The 15,473-nt window shown below is 64.5% G+C and carries 16 protein-coding genes and 1 tRNA gene; 4 read left to right on the top strand and 13 right to left on the bottom strand.

Annotated features, from left to right (window positions below; all coding sequences use genetic code 11):
* Nucleotides 1–18: 18 nt before the first annotated feature.
* Complete coding sequence (locus P3X83_RS10460) at nt 19–483, bottom strand: MarR family transcriptional regulator (protein ID WP_277304734.1); 465 nt, start codon at nt 481–483, stop codon at nt 19–21.
* Nucleotides 484–625: 142 nt separating this feature from the next.
* Here P3X83_RS10460 and P3X83_RS10465 point away from each other — a divergent pair, with 142 nt between their 5' ends.
* Nucleotides 626–1,192 (top strand): YceI family protein, encoded by a 567-nt coding sequence (locus tag P3X83_RS10465; RefSeq protein ID WP_277304735.1) that lies wholly within the window; start codon nt 626–628, stop codon nt 1,190–1,192.
* Nucleotides 1,193–1,399: 207 nt separating this feature from the next.
* Nucleotides 1,400–1,488: transfer RNA gene (locus P3X83_RS10470), tRNA-Ser, on the top strand.
* A 57-nt stretch (nt 1,489–1,545) separates the two neighbouring features.
* Here the strand turns inward: P3X83_RS10470 and P3X83_RS10475 are convergent.
* From P3X83_RS10475 to P3X83_RS10520, 10 genes are all read right to left on the bottom strand, one after another.
* Nucleotides 1,546–2,922, bottom strand: coding sequence for a site-specific integrase (locus P3X83_RS10475; protein WP_277304736.1), 1,377 nt, complete (start codon nt 2,920–2,922; stop codon nt 1,546–1,548).
* Nucleotides 2,922–3,098: a helix-turn-helix domain-containing protein gene (locus P3X83_RS10480; RefSeq protein WP_277304737.1), complete on the bottom strand. Its 177-nt coding sequence runs from the start codon at nt 3,096–3,098 to the stop codon at nt 2,922–2,924. Before P3X83_RS10480 ends, P3X83_RS10475 begins: the two co-directional genes overlap by 1 nt.
* A gap of 1 nt (nt 3,099) precedes the next feature.
* Entirely contained in the window at nt 3,100–4,686 is a 1,587-nt protein-coding gene (locus P3X83_RS10485; RefSeq protein ID WP_277304738.1) for a replication initiator, read from the bottom strand.
* Complete coding sequence (locus tag P3X83_RS10490) at nt 4,683–4,838, bottom strand: hypothetical protein (RefSeq protein ID WP_277304739.1); 156 nt, start codon at nt 4,836–4,838, stop codon at nt 4,683–4,685. The genes P3X83_RS10485 and P3X83_RS10490 overlap by 4 nt, the downstream gene beginning before the upstream one ends.
* A complete protein-coding gene (locus P3X83_RS10495) occupies nt 4,831–6,288 on the bottom strand; it encodes an FtsK/SpoIIIE domain-containing protein (protein ID WP_277304740.1) in 1,458 nt (485 codons plus the stop codon). The genes P3X83_RS10490 and P3X83_RS10495 overlap by 8 nt, the downstream gene beginning before the upstream one ends.
* An 86-nt stretch (nt 6,289–6,374) precedes the next feature.
* The gene (locus tag P3X83_RS10500) at nt 6,375–6,677 is read right to left on the bottom strand and encodes a hypothetical protein (RefSeq protein ID WP_277304741.1); all 303 of its coding nucleotides are present in this window, start codon (nt 6,675–6,677) and stop codon (nt 6,375–6,377) included.
* On the bottom strand, nt 6,674–7,075 hold the full coding sequence (locus P3X83_RS10505) for a plasmid replication, integration and excision activator (RefSeq protein ID WP_277304742.1): 402 nt from the start codon (nt 7,073–7,075) through the stop codon (nt 6,674–6,676). Before P3X83_RS10505 ends, P3X83_RS10500 begins: the two co-directional genes overlap by 4 nt.
* Nucleotides 7,076–7,184: 109 nt before the next feature.
* A complete protein-coding gene (locus P3X83_RS10510; RefSeq protein WP_277304743.1) occupies nt 7,185–7,901 on the bottom strand; it encodes a GntR family transcriptional regulator in 717 nt (238 codons plus the stop codon).
* A gap of 392 nt (nt 7,902–8,293) precedes the next feature.
* On the bottom strand, nt 8,294–8,653 hold the full coding sequence (locus P3X83_RS10515) for a hypothetical protein (protein ID WP_277304745.1): 360 nt from the start codon (nt 8,651–8,653) through the stop codon (nt 8,294–8,296).
* A gap of 473 nt (nt 8,654–9,126) precedes the next feature.
* Nucleotides 9,127–9,375 carry a hypothetical protein gene (locus P3X83_RS10520; protein WP_277304746.1) on the bottom strand — a complete coding sequence of 83 codons (249 nt, stop codon included), beginning with the start codon at nt 9,373–9,375 and terminating at the stop codon, nt 9,127–9,129.
* 29 nt (nt 9,376–9,404) lie between these two features.
* On the opposite strand from P3X83_RS10520, the gene P3X83_RS10525 reads away from it, so the two are divergent.
* A complete protein-coding gene (locus P3X83_RS10525) occupies nt 9,405–10,046 on the top strand; it encodes a hypothetical protein (RefSeq protein ID WP_277304747.1) in 642 nt (213 codons plus the stop codon).
* On the opposite strand, the gene P3X83_RS10530 is transcribed toward P3X83_RS10525, so the two are convergent.
* Together P3X83_RS10530 and P3X83_RS10535 are read right to left on the bottom strand one after the other, a co-directional pair.
* Nucleotides 10,027–10,590 (bottom strand): NUDIX hydrolase, encoded by a 564-nt coding sequence (locus P3X83_RS10530; RefSeq protein ID WP_277304748.1) that lies wholly within the window; start codon nt 10,588–10,590, stop codon nt 10,027–10,029. The genes P3X83_RS10525 and P3X83_RS10530 overlap by 20 nt on opposite strands.
* 379 nt (nt 10,591–10,969) lie before the next feature.
* Nucleotides 10,970–13,837, bottom strand: a complete 2,868-nt coding sequence (locus tag P3X83_RS10535) for an NACHT domain-containing protein (protein ID WP_277304749.1) — start codon at nt 13,835–13,837, stop codon at nt 10,970–10,972.
* A 1,176-nt stretch (nt 13,838–15,013) separates the two neighbouring features.
* Between P3X83_RS10535 and P3X83_RS10540 the strand changes: the two genes are divergently transcribed.
* On the top strand, nt 15,014–15,343 hold the full coding sequence (locus tag P3X83_RS10540; protein ID WP_277304750.1) for a hypothetical protein: 330 nt from the start codon (nt 15,014–15,016) through the stop codon (nt 15,341–15,343).
* Nucleotides 15,344–15,473: the final 130 nt, after the last annotated feature.

The raw sequence follows: 15,473 nt of genomic DNA on the forward strand, positions 1-15,473 counted from the left end.
GCCTTGCTTTGTGGATGTTCACGCGGGGCAGGGGCCGTCGCCCTCGCCGTTGTCCCGGCCGGTCGCGCCGGCGGTGGCGCACGGCCGTACGACGTCGCGGATCACGCGCAGCGCCGACAGCAGCGCGTCGAGCTGCTCCGGGCTGAGCAGGCCGGTGAACCAGCGCTCGATGTCGTCGAGGTGGGTGGGGAGCACGGCCGCCAGCCGTTCGGACCCGACCTCGGTGAGCACCGCGTACGACGCCCGCCTGTCGGTCGCGCACGCCTGCCGCCGGACCAGCCCATCACGCTCCAGCCGGTCCACGACGCGGGTGACTCCGCTGGTGGACAGGCCGGTCTGCCCGGCGAGATCGCTCATCCGCAGGCCGTGACCGGGCGAGCGGGCCAGCCGGATCAGCGTCTCGAAGTCCATCTCCGACAACCCCGCGGCGGTGAACGCCGGGCTCATCTTCGCGGTCAGCCCGGTCTGAACTTCCGTCAACATGCCCATCGCGGTCAGACGGGGGTCATCGAACTGAATCACACTCATAGTGTAGGGGACACTAGTTGACGAGCGGAATATTCCTCATGTAGAAATCTGTTGACGCAACCATCCACACCGCAACAGTCCCCGCGAGGAGAACACCATGAGCACCCGTACCTGGGAAGGGCTCACGATCCCGGCCGCCGGCACCTACAACCTTGACGTCGCCCACACGACGATCGGCTTCGTCGTCAAGCACATGATGGTCAGCAAGGTCCGCGGCAGTTTCGGGACCTTCGCCGGAAGCGTCACCATCGCGGAGAACCCCGTCGACTCCACCGCCGAACTCACCGTTCAGACCGCGAGCATCGACACCGGCGTCGCCGACCGTGACGGCCACCTTCGCAGCGACGACTTCCTGGCAGTGGAGAAGTACCCGGAGATGACCTTCCGGACCACCCGCTTCATCAGCCAGTCCGGCGACGAGTTCAAGGTCGCCGGCGACCTGACCATCCGCGACGTCACCCGCGAGGTCGAGCTCACCGTCGAGTACGGCGGCAGCGGCACCAACCCGTGGGGCCAGCAGGTCTGGGGCTTCTCCATCACCACCGAGTTCGACCGCGAGGACTTCGGCCTCACCTGGAACCAGGCCCTGGAGACCGGCGGCGTCCTCGTAGGCAAGAAGGTCAAGGTCGAGATCGAGGGAGAAGCCCAGCTCGCGGCCTCCTGATCACCCTTGGCTTACCCACATCCTTTGTCCACAGCTTGTGGACAAAGGATGTCGGGACGGTTCCCCAACGACCGGGCAAACCTCATGTAACCCCCTCGCCAACACCACCTGACGGTCTTCCGCGCCTCACTTCCCTCTCCACCTGGCAATCCGCTTTGCCGCCCGGCCCCGCTGCCGGTACGCTGTCGTGAGCCACAGTGGCTACCAGGAGGCTTCGCCTAGTCAGGTCTATGGCGCCGCACTGCTAATGCGGTTTGGGTTCACGCCCATCCCGGGTTCAAATCCCGGAGCCTCCGCACTTCAAAGGCCCTCTCCCGTCTCCGGGATGAGGGCCTTTTCGATCTTCAATACCGTCAGGGTTGCAGTTCGGGTTGCAGTTGCTCGGCATCGCCCCAGAGAGCAGCCCCGATGCGGGCACTCGCGTCATGCATCAGGGGACTCGCCACATGGGCGTATCGCTCGGTGGTGGTCACCCGGGCATGCCCGAGGATCTCCTGCACCACGCGGATGTGAACACCCTGCTCGACGAGCAGCGTCCCGGCGGTGTGCCGTGCGTCGTGTAGTCGGGCGTCACGGACACCGGCCCGCTTGAGCAGCGCCTTCCATGCCTTGTAGTCCTCACTCCGCTCCATCGGCCTGCCGCGCCGCGTCGCGAAGACCAGGTCATGATCTTCCCACTGATCACCAGCCCTGCCGCGCTCGGCCGCCTGCTCGGCTCGGTGCTGGCGCAGGACAGGCAGGAGTTCGGGCGGGCACTGAAGAGTGAGCTTGCTCTTCCCCTTGCGTTGCCGAAAGACCATGCCCCCGCCCGTGCGCTTGGGGCATCGGTCGGCATGCCCGGTGCAGCCCTTGGGGCACGTCCGTGTAGGGCAGTTGTGCCCATGCCGCTTGCACTGCTTGGTACAGCCCGCGTGGTGTTGGTGTTCGCGACAGCTTGCCTTGCACGGCCAGCGGTGCCAGCCTTTGCCACACTCATGGGGGTCTTCGCAACCGTGCTCCCACGGCTTGCGCTGCACCTGATACCAAGCCTTGATCACGCCCGCGTCGAGATCGACGAACGACCACCGGAGCCCAAGCGCCTCTCCCTGCCGGATGCCCAGCGCGAGCGCCACCGACCAGCGTGCCGCGTTCCTCCTGGACTTCGCGGTCTCCAGGATCTTCCGTGCCTCTTCCCGGGTAAGCGGAGTGAGATCGGGATCATTGGCCGCCGGAGCGTCCACCAGTGTCGCGACGTTCCGCGTGATCTTGCCACGCCGCAGGGCGATCTTCAGCGCTCGGGCGATGATCCGGTGGACCTTGAGAACCGTGCTCGACGAACGCCCACGCTCCAGCATGGTCGTGTAAGCCTGATCCAGGTGTTCGGGCGCGAGTTTGTCGAGGCGATGCCTGCCGAGAAGCGGAATGACCCAATGGCGGGTCTTCGATCTATAGTCATCCAACGTTCGAGGGGCCATCTTGCCCGACGCCACCAGCCGTTCACAGATGACGTCGAGGTATTCGCCCATCCACTCGGCGACGGTGGGCGCCCGTCCAGGCTTGCTGACGTTCCCGGACTCCCGCTGTCGCTCCAGGGCGGCGACCCTCGCCGTTACGTCCGCCTCGGTCTTGCCTTTGCGGTGGCGACGATCAGGTGAGCCGTCCGGCTTGAGACCGACGGTGACCCAGCCGTGCCAGAAGCCATCCGCGCCGAGGTAGATGGAGGAGCGTCCGTTGGGCTTCCGGTCGCCCATCACGCCACCCCTTCCAAGGCGCGCGCGAACGCTTCGAGCGCGGCAGCAGGTACGAGCCGGTAGCCCTCGTACTTGATCGACCGCAGCTCACCGGACTTGATCAGGCGGAACACGGCCGTACGGCTCATGCCGAGCGCGAGGGCGGCCTCTTTGGGGCGATAGAAGAGTTTCTCCATCTCAGGCCACCCGCCTCTCCGTAGCGCCGGTTGCCGAAAGCCCGGCCCGTGACTCCAGGGCTTGGAGGCTCGCGCGCCAGCGTTGGCGTTCGGCGACCATGCGCAGCAGGCGCAGGGCAAGGGGTGGCAGGCTGGCGTCTCCGGCCGGAACGGGTTTCCAGGTGTAGCGGTGCGGGTCGGTCGGCTCCCGGTCGAGACCGAGGGCTTCCATGACCCAGGTGCGGCGGTCCTGCCGGTGTTCGGCGAGGGTCTTGTTGGACCACTTGCGGGAGACCAGGACGCGGCGGCCCGCGTAGCCGAGGTGGTCCGGCTTGTGCGCCTTGCCACGGCAGCGGCCCGGTGTCATGCCCGCGCTGGCGTTCTTGGGCTGGACGCCGTAGCGCAGCCAGTTCGGGCAGGACGGCGAGCAGGGCTCGTAGCGCAGCGCCTCGATCAGGCGGGCCGCGTGGTCGCGTCTCCTGATGTCATCGGAGTCGAGCGTGTCGCCGATCGACTTGGTGAGGTACTTGGACAGATACCGGATGCACTGGTCGGCGTCCGGTGTTCCGGCGAGCACGCCTTGCACGTCGAGCTGGTCACCGAACCGCAGGACGTGCATCGGGTCGGTGACGTCATCGAGGGCCTGTTCCCAGGTGGGCAGGACTTCGCCGGTCGCCGGGTCGAGGTAGCCGACGTCGTCGCTCCAGACGGGCAGGTGATCGCCCTCGAACGCCACCCGATCCACGGCGGGCCACCAGACCTGGTGATAGGTGGCCGCAGCGATCTGCTTCAGCTCGGCGCGGGGGAGCGTCCCGCGGATCGCCATGTGCAGGTGCGGCGCGAGCCGTTTCTGTGGCTCGACGGTGGCGAAGTACTGCACGTCATAGCCCGCCACCCGCCGCAGGTTCTGCACGAACCGGTCCACCAGCTTGGAGAAATGCAGCGCGTCCCGGGCGGCTCGCGCGTAGTCGTAGGTGCCGGGATCGACGGGTGCGCCCTCGCGGACCTTGCCGTAGGACGGCAGGGTGAGCGTGACGAACAGCGATGGCCGGTAGACCTTGCCGTCGGGGCTGGCGTAGGTCCGGCCAAGGGTGAAGTCGGTCATCTTCCGGCGCGGAAGGTCGGGGGCGTCCTGTCGCCGCCTGGTCGAGCGGGAGCGCTTGCCCGCCGTACGCCCGAGCACGTTGCCGCGCAGGCCCGCCGTATGCATCTCCGCGTCCAGCGCGCTGATCAGCTCGTCCAGCTCGGAGGTGTCCTGCCCGGCCGCAGCGGCGATGTCCCGTTCGGCCTGTGTGTCCGCTCGGAAGGCGACGAGCCAGCGCTGTTCCTCGTTGGGCTCATCGGGAGTGATGACGGGCTCTTCTTCGAGGTGCCAGCCCTCACGGCACTGGGCCACCCGCAGCAGGCGGTTCCGCTTGGCGCAGGAGGGACACTTGGCGTCCAGGGTCGCGCCGCACGGGATGTCGATGTTCTCTGACGTCCCCGTCAGGGTGTCCAGGCGTCGCACGGTGACCGGGCGGACGCATACACCGTGCTGCTTGGCGACCTCCACGGCGACATCGAGCGCGAGCGGCATCGCCTGGCGTTCGGCGCGAGTCAGCGCGGTCATTCGTCCACCTCCTCGTCGCCGACGTCGAGGAGCGCTCCGGTGCCGCACTCACGGCACTCGATGAGCAGGCGCGCCAGGTCGAACCACAGCGTGTCCATCGCGCCGCACGCCGCGCAGCGCAGGCCGGTCAGGATGTGCCCGATCTCAACCACGGGTGCCGCCCTTCCGAACATCCGGAGCCGCCTGCTGGGCAGGGGCGTACTCGGCGACCATGGCTGCGATGTCCTCGTCGGAGACGTAGGCCGCTCGCACCCGCACTGGGTCGGGTTCGGATTCCAGCCGCACGTACCCGATGCCCGCGCCCTGTTCCGGGATGGGAGAGATGTGGTCGGCCAGTGCGCCGCGATCCCGTGCGCCGTCGCCGAGGACCATGTCCACCTGCTCGGACTCGTCGAGCCGGAGGGCGATCTTGTCGGGGAACAGGTTGCGGATGTTCATGACCTCTTTGCGCGGGTCCTGGAGGGCGGCGAGGACGCCCACGCCCACCGCGCGGCCCTGGGTGGTGAGGGTGGCCAGCGCGGCGGAGATCCGCAGCTTGAGGCCCTTGTCGGACTGGTAGGCGGTCAGGAACGCCACCTCGTCCACCACGACGAGCACGAACGGGTCGTGCCGGGTGGGTGTGTGCGTACGCTGACGGCCCGCGAACCGGTCGGCTCGTTCCTGCATGACGGCCACGGCCGCCTCAAGCAGGTCGGCGCACTCGGCCGGGGTGGCGGCGTAACGCTTACCGAAGAGCGCCCGCCCGAAGGACAGCTCCATCCGCTTGGGGTCCAGCGCCCATACCTGAACCAGCCCTGCCCGGACGGCGGGCAGCAGCCCACGGATCAGCGACCAGATGACCGACCCCTTGCCGGCCCCGGTCGCACCCGCGACGAGGACATGGGTTCCGTGGACGCGTAGCCGCCACGGCCTGCCGTCCTCTTGTGCCCCGACCTCTACCGGACCTACGGAGACCACATCCGAGATGGGTACGGCGGGCAGCGGCGTGGCGAGCGGATCCCGCCGAGGAAAGGTCAGGACGAGCCGACCGGCACGAGCGATCGCCACGCGGCAGCTCCGGGAGCCGAAGCCGTGCGCCAGGTGATCGACGCGATCGGTCCAGTCCTTGACCGACTGCCCCGTCAGCATTCGCACCGTGACCAGGTCGGCCCACGAAGTGCACGTGACGCCCACCAGGTGCGGAAGGTAGTCCCGGCCACGCAGGTGTCTTCCCAGGCCGGAGACCACCATGACCGGCTGCCAGTGCCGCCGGTAGATGCGGAAGCGGCGCCAGAAGGCCAGGAGCCGCCAGCCGGTCAGCCGGAGGAACGAGGCCCGGTCGACCAGGCTCCAGATGGCCAGGCCGAGGATGGGGGAGACGGCCAGGCCGAGGCCCCACCGCCAGCCGTACAGGATCGACACCGACATGAGCGCCACGACCCCGGTCGAGGCGAGAGGATGCCGCCACACCGTGCGGACGACGGCCGCCAGTGCGCGGCAGACGAAGACGGTGACGACGACGATCGTGGGTGTCCGGACGACGGCCGGGCGGAAGACCACGGCCGTGTCGGGAGTGGTGGAGACGAGATTTCGGGTCTCGTCTCCCGGAAGTTTCCTGAGCATAAGCTGGTGACCTCTCTCGTGATCGCATCAGGGGAGAAACCAGGGGCCGCCGGAAGTAGCCGCTTCCAGCGGCCCCGCCTTGTCTCTCAGGCCGCCTCGTCGCATGGAGGGGCCTGGATGTGGAGCCGCTCGCAGTCGGCGAGGTAGCGCGTCGCGTTGTCCGCGATCTCCCGGGCCAGCGCCACGTCATGGGCGCTGACCTGTCCGCCGCCCGATGTCGAGATCGACACGTTGGCCTCCGTGGTGCTGAGGCTCAGGTACGGCCGGGCATCGTCGATGACGAGCGCGCGGACGCTGATGTCGGGCGTGAGGAAGGAGACGGACACGTCCGTCTCGCCGCCCTCGCGCAGCGACACCGTGACGTAGGTGTACGGCTCGCGGGCGGTCACTGCGCCTCCTTGACGGGCTTGGCAGTGCGCGGCGCGCGCATCGCCCGGACCCGGATGGAGTAGGCGAGCCGTCCGGCCGCGTTGACGTACGGCGTGACGGTGAGGCCGTCGAACTCGACCGGCGTGAACGGCGATCCCGGGGCCGCCGGTGGAACGGTCGGCTCGTCGCTACCGAGGATTTTCACCGCGACCGTCTTCTGAGCCGCCTTCAGCGCAGGATCGGCGTCCATGACCGCGACCTGCCAGACCGGCTCACCGCTCTGCTTGTCGCGTGCCTGCACGAAGCGCTCCCGCGTGGAGGCGTCGAAGTCCTTGACCTTCTCGACCTCCCCGACGATGTAGCAGCCGTGCGGGAACACCTGGTCGAAGGCGACCGGGATGGGGCCCTGTATGGCCATGATCTGTCTCCTTACATTCTTGTGCGGTCATCCGCTTGTGCGGACAAGTTGAGAGTAGCTGAACGGGACTCGTCCGGACAAGTGATTGAGCGTGTCGGAGAAGTAAGATCTACCTCACTTGGTAGACGTCCTCCAGCTCATGGAGGGAGCCGGGCAAGGCAATGCTCAAGGTCAGCACCACGGCTCCTGATGGATCATGCACGGTCGCCAGGACTCCGAGGACGGCGTTGGCGCTTCCCAGCAGTTCCGCCTCTTCCTCGGTGGGCTTGCGGGCGGTCAGCCGTTCGGTGATGTGGTCGAAACGGAGATGCTTGACCGCCTGGAGGTGCTGCCGGATGCCCTGCCGCAAGGGGGCGGGCTTGTCCACGTCGGTGCCGACCGCGATCTCAAGCGGGAACCACAGCGTTTCCACGGCCGAGGGCCTGCCGCCCTGCATGGCCACGCGCGTGCGGGCGATGACGGGCGTTCGTTCGGCGACTCCCATAAGGCGTGCGATGTGGCGCGGGGCGGCCACGCGCCGGACATCCATGACGTTCGTCTGGTCCTCGGGACGCTCCGCAGTACCGAGGCCGGGGCGGATCCGATCGACGGCGGCTTCCGGGCGGCCCTTCACGAAGGACCCGCGCCCGTGCTCACGCTCGATCCACCCTTGCATGGCAAGTGTCTGAAGGGCCCGGACGACGGTCGTTCTTCCCACACCAAACTCCCGGACGAGCTGCGTCTCAGAGGGCAGCATGTCACCGGGGGAGTACTCGCCCGCTTCGATGCGCCGCTGAAGCGCGGTCATCACCTGGGCGTACTTCGGTGGGGCGAACTCCATGCTCATGTCAACCGCCCGATCGCTCTTGCACTTGTCTGCATAAGCAGACTAGCGGTTGACCGTGAGTGTGTCATGGGCTGTGCAGGCAGAGGTGCCTACCTATCTCGCCAATCCCATCAGCAGGAAAGTCCAGACCGTTTCACAGTTGGCGAGCGACCATGCGTCGCTATAGGCCACGGTCCGCCGTCCGTCGCGCACGGTGGTCCGGCGAATGAATCCCAATCCACCAGAAGTGCACAACTCGTAAAACGTAGTGCGGTGCTCGTGGCACGTCCATTTGACCACATGAATGTGGGTGAAGCGGCAGAATTCATGCCATGCCAGAAGCGTGTAATTTGGCTTAGGTGGTGAAGGGTGCGGAGCCACGCACTCCATACCCTCAAACCAGATACGGGCGCTCATGTCTGGATGCGGTCGAAAACAACCGTGCCGGCGGGGCCTCTGCTCGCGTGGAAGATCACCTGTCTGCGCCAGCCGTCCGGAGCCGCCCCGAACTCGTAGACGCGGTGGATGATCCGGCCCCAGGCCACTGTCTCCGGGTCGAGCTTACGGAGGGCGGTACGGAGGGCGTCCATCGCCGTGGCGTGCCCAGAACTGGCCCCGCATGCCCCCAGGCCGACCGGGTTCCCGACGATGACCTGGACCTCCCACTCGAACATCTCGCACGGGTGCTCAGCCGGACCATCGCAGTACAGGCAGTCCTCGCGCGAGGACGGGGCGATGCCCAGACTTGCCGCTCCCACAGATCCGCGACGCATGACAATCATCCACCCGCGTCCGTCGCATGTGGTGCACTTGATCGGCTTGCTCATGCCGTAAAGGATGAACGCGGCGCACAGGCCCGCCAATTACACGGTGATATTGCACGGTGAGATATAAAGAGGAGTGAGGCGATGCCGTGCCTGCGGAAACCGGCATTTGGGAGGGTCGAATGCAGCATAATGCTTTCGATCCGCTTAATCTGCCGGATTGGCTATGGGATCGCGATGATACTCGGGAAATTCTGAAGAGCCGCGATATAGGCGGATTGTTCGGGCTTGTGGCGAAGTACTGCGGTGCCAGCCAGGTCCGCATCGGCACGGCGACCGGCCTGTCTCAAGGGCGGGTCAGCCAGATCATGCGCAGGCACCTCGCCATCAGCGAGCTGGAGGTCTTCGATCGCATCGCCACCGGGCTCGGACTACCCGACCACGCGCGCATCCTGCTTGGCCTCGCCCCGCGCGATATCGCCTCACCCAGAGATGATCACGCCAACGCCCACCAGGAGCAGAGCACCGAGCTGACCGCCCGCCTCGAAGCCGCTGCCGCCATCGACCCGACCATGGTCATGATCCTCACCACCGAGACCAATAACCTGCGGCTCATGGACCGTCGCCTCGGGGGAGCGGCCATCGCCGACAAGATGCGCGCTCAGCTCAACCAGATCGAACGCGCCCACCGCCACGCCGTACGGCCCGGCATTCGAAGCAGCCTCGCGCACGTCTACGCCGAGACCGCCTCACTGGCCGGATGGCAGGCCATCCACACCGGTGCGCGCTCAACGACGCCTGGAATCTCTACGAACAGGCCAAGTCCGCCGCCCGCGAAGCCGACGACCCCGCCGTCCTGGCCTACGTCTCCGGCGAACAGGCCTACGTGCTCATGGAGCTGCAACGGCCCGGCGAAGCCGCGGAAGTACTGCGCCACGTCCACCGATCTCACGCCGACCGGATCCCTGCCAGGCTGCGAACCTGGATGTCGGCCGCAGAGGGCGAAGCCGCCGCGATCCTCGGAGACGAGGCCGCCTGTCGCAGCGCACTCGACCAGGCCGCCGCCCTATTGCCGGAAGGCGACGCCGACCCCGGCATGCCCTACCTGTCGATCAACGCCCACCATCTGAGCCGCTGGCGCGGTGCCTGCCTCATCAACTTCGGCGACGCCGCCACCGTCGAAGACCTCCGCTCGTCCCTGGCGGGCATGGACGGCACCTACAACCGCGCCGAAGCCGGCCTTCGCTGCGACTTGGGCCTCGCCCTGCTCGCCGCCGGTGACGCCGAAGCCGCCCAACCGCACATCCACCGCGCCCGCCAGCTCGCCGACATGACCGGCTCCCGCCGCTTCCGCCGACGCGTGGACGAACTGCTCCAGGCGGTCAACCGCGCTCTGCGTTGAGCCGTTCGCGAGCCGCGTACACCCCGATCAAGGTCCCTGACGTCCAGACATCCCCGCGCGCCACCATGCCCGGGATCTCCGCCATCGGCACCCACTCGATCAGGTCCGCCTCCACCTCATCCCCGGTAGGCGCCCCGATGAGGTCCGCCCCACGGCACAACACGATGTGATGCTCCGCGTCCACCATCCCGGCCATCGGCTGATAGGTCACCAGATGCTCGACCTCCTTGGGCCGGTACCCGGTCTCCTCCTCCACCTCCCGTGCCGCAGTGGTCAGCGCGTCCTCATCCCCGTCGATCAGCCCGCCCGGCAGCTCCCACCCCCACCGGTCGAACACGAACCGATGCCGCCACATCATCAGCACCCGCTCCTGCTCGTCCACCACCACCGCGATCGCCGCCCGATCCAGATGCACCACATGGTGCTCGAACCGCTCCCCATCCGGGATCTGCACATCAGCCAGCCCCACCCGGATCCACCGGTTGTCATAGACCAGCCGTTCCCCATGGACGACCCAGCGCGACCGCTCTTCATTGGAAGCCACACCGCGAAGCTACCGGCTGAGCCACCCTCCGTACACGGCATCCACCAGCCAGTGCTCGGATACTGCCGAATTCCCCTCATGTAGATCAAGGCGGCAGCGCTCCGCGCCGCCGCGCGGCCCCACGCCCGCTCGGCGGCCGGGCATGCGGCCTGGAGGCCGGTCCCAGCCGCCAGCAGCTCGGGCCGCGCTGCGGCCGACACGCCGACTGGTCCCGAGGAACCGACACACTGGTCACGCCACCGCACCATGCAGCACGACGATCGCCACGGAGTGGCCGAGCTCTTGTCGTGGTTGGGGGCGATCGCAGGGCCAGAGCTTCGTTCCTCAGCCCTGGCCCACCGGGCTACATAGGGCTCTCTGCGCCGCCTCGCATTTTAAGTCAGCCAGCGCCGGTTAAGTCAATCTCCCTGCGAGCCCAACTGGCGAGAAGTTCTTGTAAGTGCATGTCAATAGGTAGCGGAGGAAGCTCGCCAGTATGGCCGTTGGCGACACGCCGGACAAGGTATGGCGAGAAATCACTCAACGGTCCGAGGAGTGAAGGTGGAATATCCTCCCTCTTGTCCGATAACTCTACCGTAATCGCAACAATAAACGCTGCAGGCCCGTACAGCTCGGCTGGAAGAATGTAGGAAGCAGGTTCAAGTCGCTCATTCAGTAGTAAACTCAAAGAGCTCACTGGGAGCGTAAAATCAAACCTAGGAATCTCGGAGGGGTCCGATATGCGGCGTTGTATAATATTTAGCGCTTCGCAGACGCGGACATTTTCTGTAACATTCTCATCCTTGAGTACAGTCTGAAGACAAGACCAGGCAATACTAATCCAGCGCACATTGCGGATGCCGATATTCGGCATTTGAAACAGGAAGTCTAATCTATTGTCGTGTGCTGCCAGGACTGCCTCTGCCGAAATTTGCTCTTCGTGCCAGGTGCCCACAGCGATTTCAGGGATGTGAGCGTATGAGATGAGTGTCGAGCGATGCTGAACGCATAGAGCGCTTTTCTGTTCGCGCCAGTAGTCCTGCAAATGGCGACCTTCGCCGAGAATTTCAATAGCGAAAATAAGTCGGAGGCCGTTAATGCGCTTATTTTCATCCGTCGTCTTAAGGATGGCGGAAAGCCAGCTTTCTATCTGAGTGGATACATCAACTCTCGTTGAGTCGGCGCTTGTAAGAAGCCACTGTAGAGGAGTTGTTAAATCAGTTGAGTATGTGTCGCGCAATGCATGGTCAAGAATTCTATCGGTCAGCGCACGCACGAGCCTTGGTGGCGGGTCGATGAATGATAGACATCGAGCCAGAAAGCCGAGCACATTTCCCCTGCCCTCAGCAGCGCGGTAGCGACGCTCGTTAAGTAGGGCCTCTATTACTCGCTCGCCACCACGGTTGGTGTTCTTATTCTTTATTTGTACTGCGAGCTGGCCCGGCACATCCCACTCCTGTCTGGCGACGCGCGGAGCAAGCCGCTTAGCCAAGTCAGCGGGCGTGTCACAGTCAGCAGCCAAATGTGCAGCTGCGAAGTATTCCATGAAAGTCCGATGTGTAAAGGTGTAGAGTTCTTCCCCATGGGCAGTCGTGCCCGCGTCGCTGAACACCCATCCGCGTCCGCGGCAAAACTCTACGAACTGGTCGGCCGCCGCCAGTGCCTGGTCTGGATCTTCAAACCGGTGGCTGCCCAAAAATTGCGTCGTCTCGTCGATAAGTTGCCGCTTCGATACTGTAGCCCTTGCCTCATCCCTAGTCAGCAGCCAATAGGCCAGATGGCGAAGGGCAGGCTCGATGAGGTGCTTAGCCTGCAGTTCCATATGAATCTTTCGGCGTTCGTCCCATTTTGTAAACAGTAACTTGGCGCATTCCTCATATACTTCTGGTCGATTTTGCGGGATCGAGCCCTCACCCCGGTACAGGATGCACATGAGAGCCAACATCAATGGGTTGGCGCGTAAGTCGGGTACGCTGGCGCTCTCGATCATGAACACCTTGGCCAGCTCGGCCGCTCGCTCTGGCGTGGTGTTGTCCTCCTCTCCGAACCATCGCAGCACATAGTCCTTGACTCGACCTTCATCGAATCCAGCGACCTTATACGTTGTGAACTGTTTTGGGTCTAACCGAGCCTGCTCGTAGCCGACTACACGCGAAGTCACCAGCACGCGCGTCAATGGGAACTCAGAGCAGAAAAGTTCCACGATCGAGGCGATTTCCGCCCGACGCGTGGTGTCCACGAGCTCGTCCAGTCCATCAAACACGACCAGGGCTGCGCCATCGAGCAGTAGCCTTTCTACTAGATCTTCCGGGGGACGGCATTGGTAAAACGTCTCAAGTCGGTGCTCCAAAAATCCCACGACGGATCGGGCTGGCGGGTCATCCGCCGCGAAGTCTCGCAGTGTGACCAGCAATGGCACCAGTGAAAGTTCATCGGACGCGTGCCTATGCATTAGAAATTGAGTGCAGGTCGTCTTGCCGCCTCCAGGATCACCGAGCAGGACAACACGGTCGATTAGCTCGTCGAGCGCCTGCACGTCGATTCCGCTCGACTCGCCTGGGTTGGGCTCCGTGAACACAATCTTTGGCGGAACGTAGAGACGCTCTAGTGGCACTCGGCGGCGACGCTGGAAGTCAGGAGGCTCTAGCTTTCCATGGTGCTCCCGAACCTGGCGGCGATAACGGGCGATAAACTGTCTGGCCGCCTCGGGGTCATGCCGCCGTGCCAGTACCGCTGCGTGGCGCTCAATAGCTGACAGGGTAGCGTTCAATCTACCCAGGAAAGCCTCCTGACGAAGCTGCGCTAGTGCACCGCTTTTATCAGTGGACAGTTGGCCGACAAGTGTACAGATATGATGATCGAAGGAAGCAAATACACTTTCCGAAATTTCGCCACACCCCTCGGCTGAGAGCGCGTCATGTAGTGCGACCTCCAACCGCTCTACTTCATTTTCTGGAGCATCTGTTAGACGCGCCGCAAGTAGTTCGTGGATGATTGCGTGAACGGTGGACGAACGGAGTGCTTGCGCGAGCTGTTGGGTGAAAGTTTCATCAACCGTGATTTCCGGTCCAGAGTTCACCATTTTGTAGGTATCGAACCAGCGCACAACTTCCAGGTCCGCCTTGCGTGCGTTTCCTGTGCTTCTTATGGCCACCCTCAGGCGCCGACCCATCAGAGTCGCCGCTTCTACAATGAGACCACTTATAATCCCCTCAATGAACGACATGTAATAACCTTCCACCAACCGTACGAAGTTCCGATACGACAAGCCTATCCGCGCCTCCCGTGCTAGTCATGGGTTTTCAGATCTGTCTCTGCCACGCAATAGTCACACAAGTCGTACATAAGGGATAAAGTGTACCAAGGGTGACGAAACGCGCCGGTGTGGAATAGTTGAATGACAGGCCGTGGACCTGCGTGCCCGTTCGGAGGGGACCAATGGGGGCTAGAGCGCATCGCGGAGCCACATTTAGCGGAGGTGGGCCTGTTAATTCCGTCTGTTGTGATCCAGGCAAGCCCAGCAGGCCGACCTTCCGGCTCGGACTCGGCTTTGACGGTTGGCATCCCATGACCGAGGAACGGCGACGGGTGAACGGACACCGCGAAGACAGGCTTGCCCCTCCGTCGACGGTCTGCCACTTTGCGGCAGGTCGAGGTAGGCGGGGTGATCAGACGGCGGGGTGTTCGTTGGCGCGGCCAAAGATCGTCGCGGTTGCAGTTTGGGTTGCAGTTCCGCTCCGTACCACCAGGTTCCAGACAGCCCACCAAGTGCGAGTTCGTCCAGGTGGGACGTGTTGGGATGGGTTGGGATGGGTGGGTGGCGAGCTGCTAATGCGGTTTGGGTTCACGCCCATCCCGGGTTCAAATCCCGGAGCCTCCGCACTTCAAAGGCCCTCTCCCCTGTTCGGGGACGAGGGCCTTTTCGATCTTCAGGGGTGACGGCGGCTCTTCTGCGAGGTACCGGCCCGCACGGCACTGGGCCACCCGCAGCAGGCGGTTCCGCTTGGCGCAGGACGCCGAAGGTCAGGCTCCGGTCGGGAACGATGCCGTCCTCGTTGAGTACGGGGACGCCTTGCGGAGGGCTTACCCGCTTCATCCTCGGTGCTGAAGGGGCCGAGTCAGGGCTGACGGCGCTTGCCGTCCGGGCCGGGCGGCGCGCTGTAGCGAGCCCGCCAAGCGCCATTGAGGCCGGCCGCTCTTGTCGGGTCTCACCTCGATCGCACGACCATCGTGTCCAAGACCGAGGCCAAGGCCGAGGCCCAAAACTCGCGTCTTTGCCATTTATATCGTCGCAGAACTCTGGAATCGAGAAACTCGCAATCGCATGTTTCCTGCCAGAAGTCTCATGTTTGCCGCCAAACTCCTCGCGAGAAGGTACGTCTTACCTTTTGCCTGCTTACGATACAGGAGGTCGACAAGACCCGTTTCGAACGGAGATTTAGCTATGTCAAGTCGTCTCGGCCTGGGAATCGTCGCGCTCGCCGCAACCTTTTCGCTTGCCGCCCCTGCCTCGGCATCGGCCTCCTCCACCTACATCGCCGGTATCCGGGTGGTGAGCGCCTCGGCTGACCAGCCGTGCGAGCGGCGGTCCGACCTGGTGACGTACGCCCGAGTGTCGTGCGCGACGAGCCAGACCTATCGAGTGGAAGCCGAGTACTGCCGTCCCGGCTCATGCACATGGCACAACGGTAACTGGGCGACCAACGGCGCCTGGTCGTCGCTTTCGGGATTCTCCGGCGGAGGGTTCACCCAGATTCAGGAACGGTTGGTTTAGACGCGCTGGTTGCGGTAATCGTCGCACCACTCTGTTCTAGAGAGACCATCGATTCCAGGAGCCTCCGCACTTCGAAGGCCCTCTCCCGGCTTCGGGGCGAGGGCCTTTTCGATCTTCGAGGGTGTGGGGG

The sequence above is a fragment of the Spongiactinospora sp. TRM90649 genome, assembly GCF_029382225.1.
In the GTDB taxonomy this organism is placed as follows: domain Bacteria; phylum Actinomycetota; class Actinomycetes; order Streptosporangiales; family Streptosporangiaceae; genus Spongiactinospora.

Excerpts from the sequence above, each read along its gene's own strand:
- P3X83_RS10460 (WP_277304734.1), bottom strand. The coding sequence starts at position 483 with ATGTTGACGGAAGTTCAGACCGGGCTGACCGCGAAGATGAGCCCGGCG.
- P3X83_RS10465 (WP_277304735.1), top strand. The coding sequence starts at position 626 with ATGAGCACCCGTACCTGGGAAGGGCTCACGATCCCGGCCGCCGGCACC.
- P3X83_RS10475 (WP_277304736.1), bottom strand. The coding sequence starts at position 2,922 with ATGGGCGACCGGAAGCCCAACGGACGCTCCTCCATCTACCTCGGCGCG.
- P3X83_RS10480 (WP_277304737.1), bottom strand. The coding sequence starts at position 3,098 with ATGGAGAAACTCTTCTATCGCCCCAAAGAGGCCGCCCTCGCGCTCGGC.
- P3X83_RS10485 (WP_277304738.1), bottom strand. The coding sequence starts at position 4,686 with ATGACCGCGCTGACTCGCGCCGAACGCCAGGCGATGCCGCTCGCGCTC.
- P3X83_RS10495 (WP_277304740.1), bottom strand. The coding sequence starts at position 6,288 with ATGCTCAGGAAACTTCCGGGAGACGAGACCCGAAATCTCGTCTCCACC.
- P3X83_RS10505 (WP_277304742.1), bottom strand. The coding sequence starts at position 7,075 with ATGGCCATACAGGGCCCCATCCCGGTCGCCTTCGACCAGGTGTTCCCG.
- P3X83_RS10510 (WP_277304743.1), bottom strand. The coding sequence starts at position 7,901 with ATGAGCATGGAGTTCGCCCCACCGAAGTACGCCCAGGTGATGACCGCG.
- P3X83_RS10515 (WP_277304745.1), bottom strand. The coding sequence starts at position 8,653 with ATGCGTCGCGGATCTGTGGGAGCGGCAAGTCTGGGCATCGCCCCGTCC.
- P3X83_RS10525 (WP_277304747.1), top strand. The coding sequence starts at position 9,405 with ATGGCAGGCCATCCACACCGGTGCGCGCTCAACGACGCCTGGAATCTC.
- P3X83_RS10540 (WP_277304750.1), top strand. The coding sequence starts at position 15,014 with ATGTCAAGTCGTCTCGGCCTGGGAATCGTCGCGCTCGCCGCAACCTTT.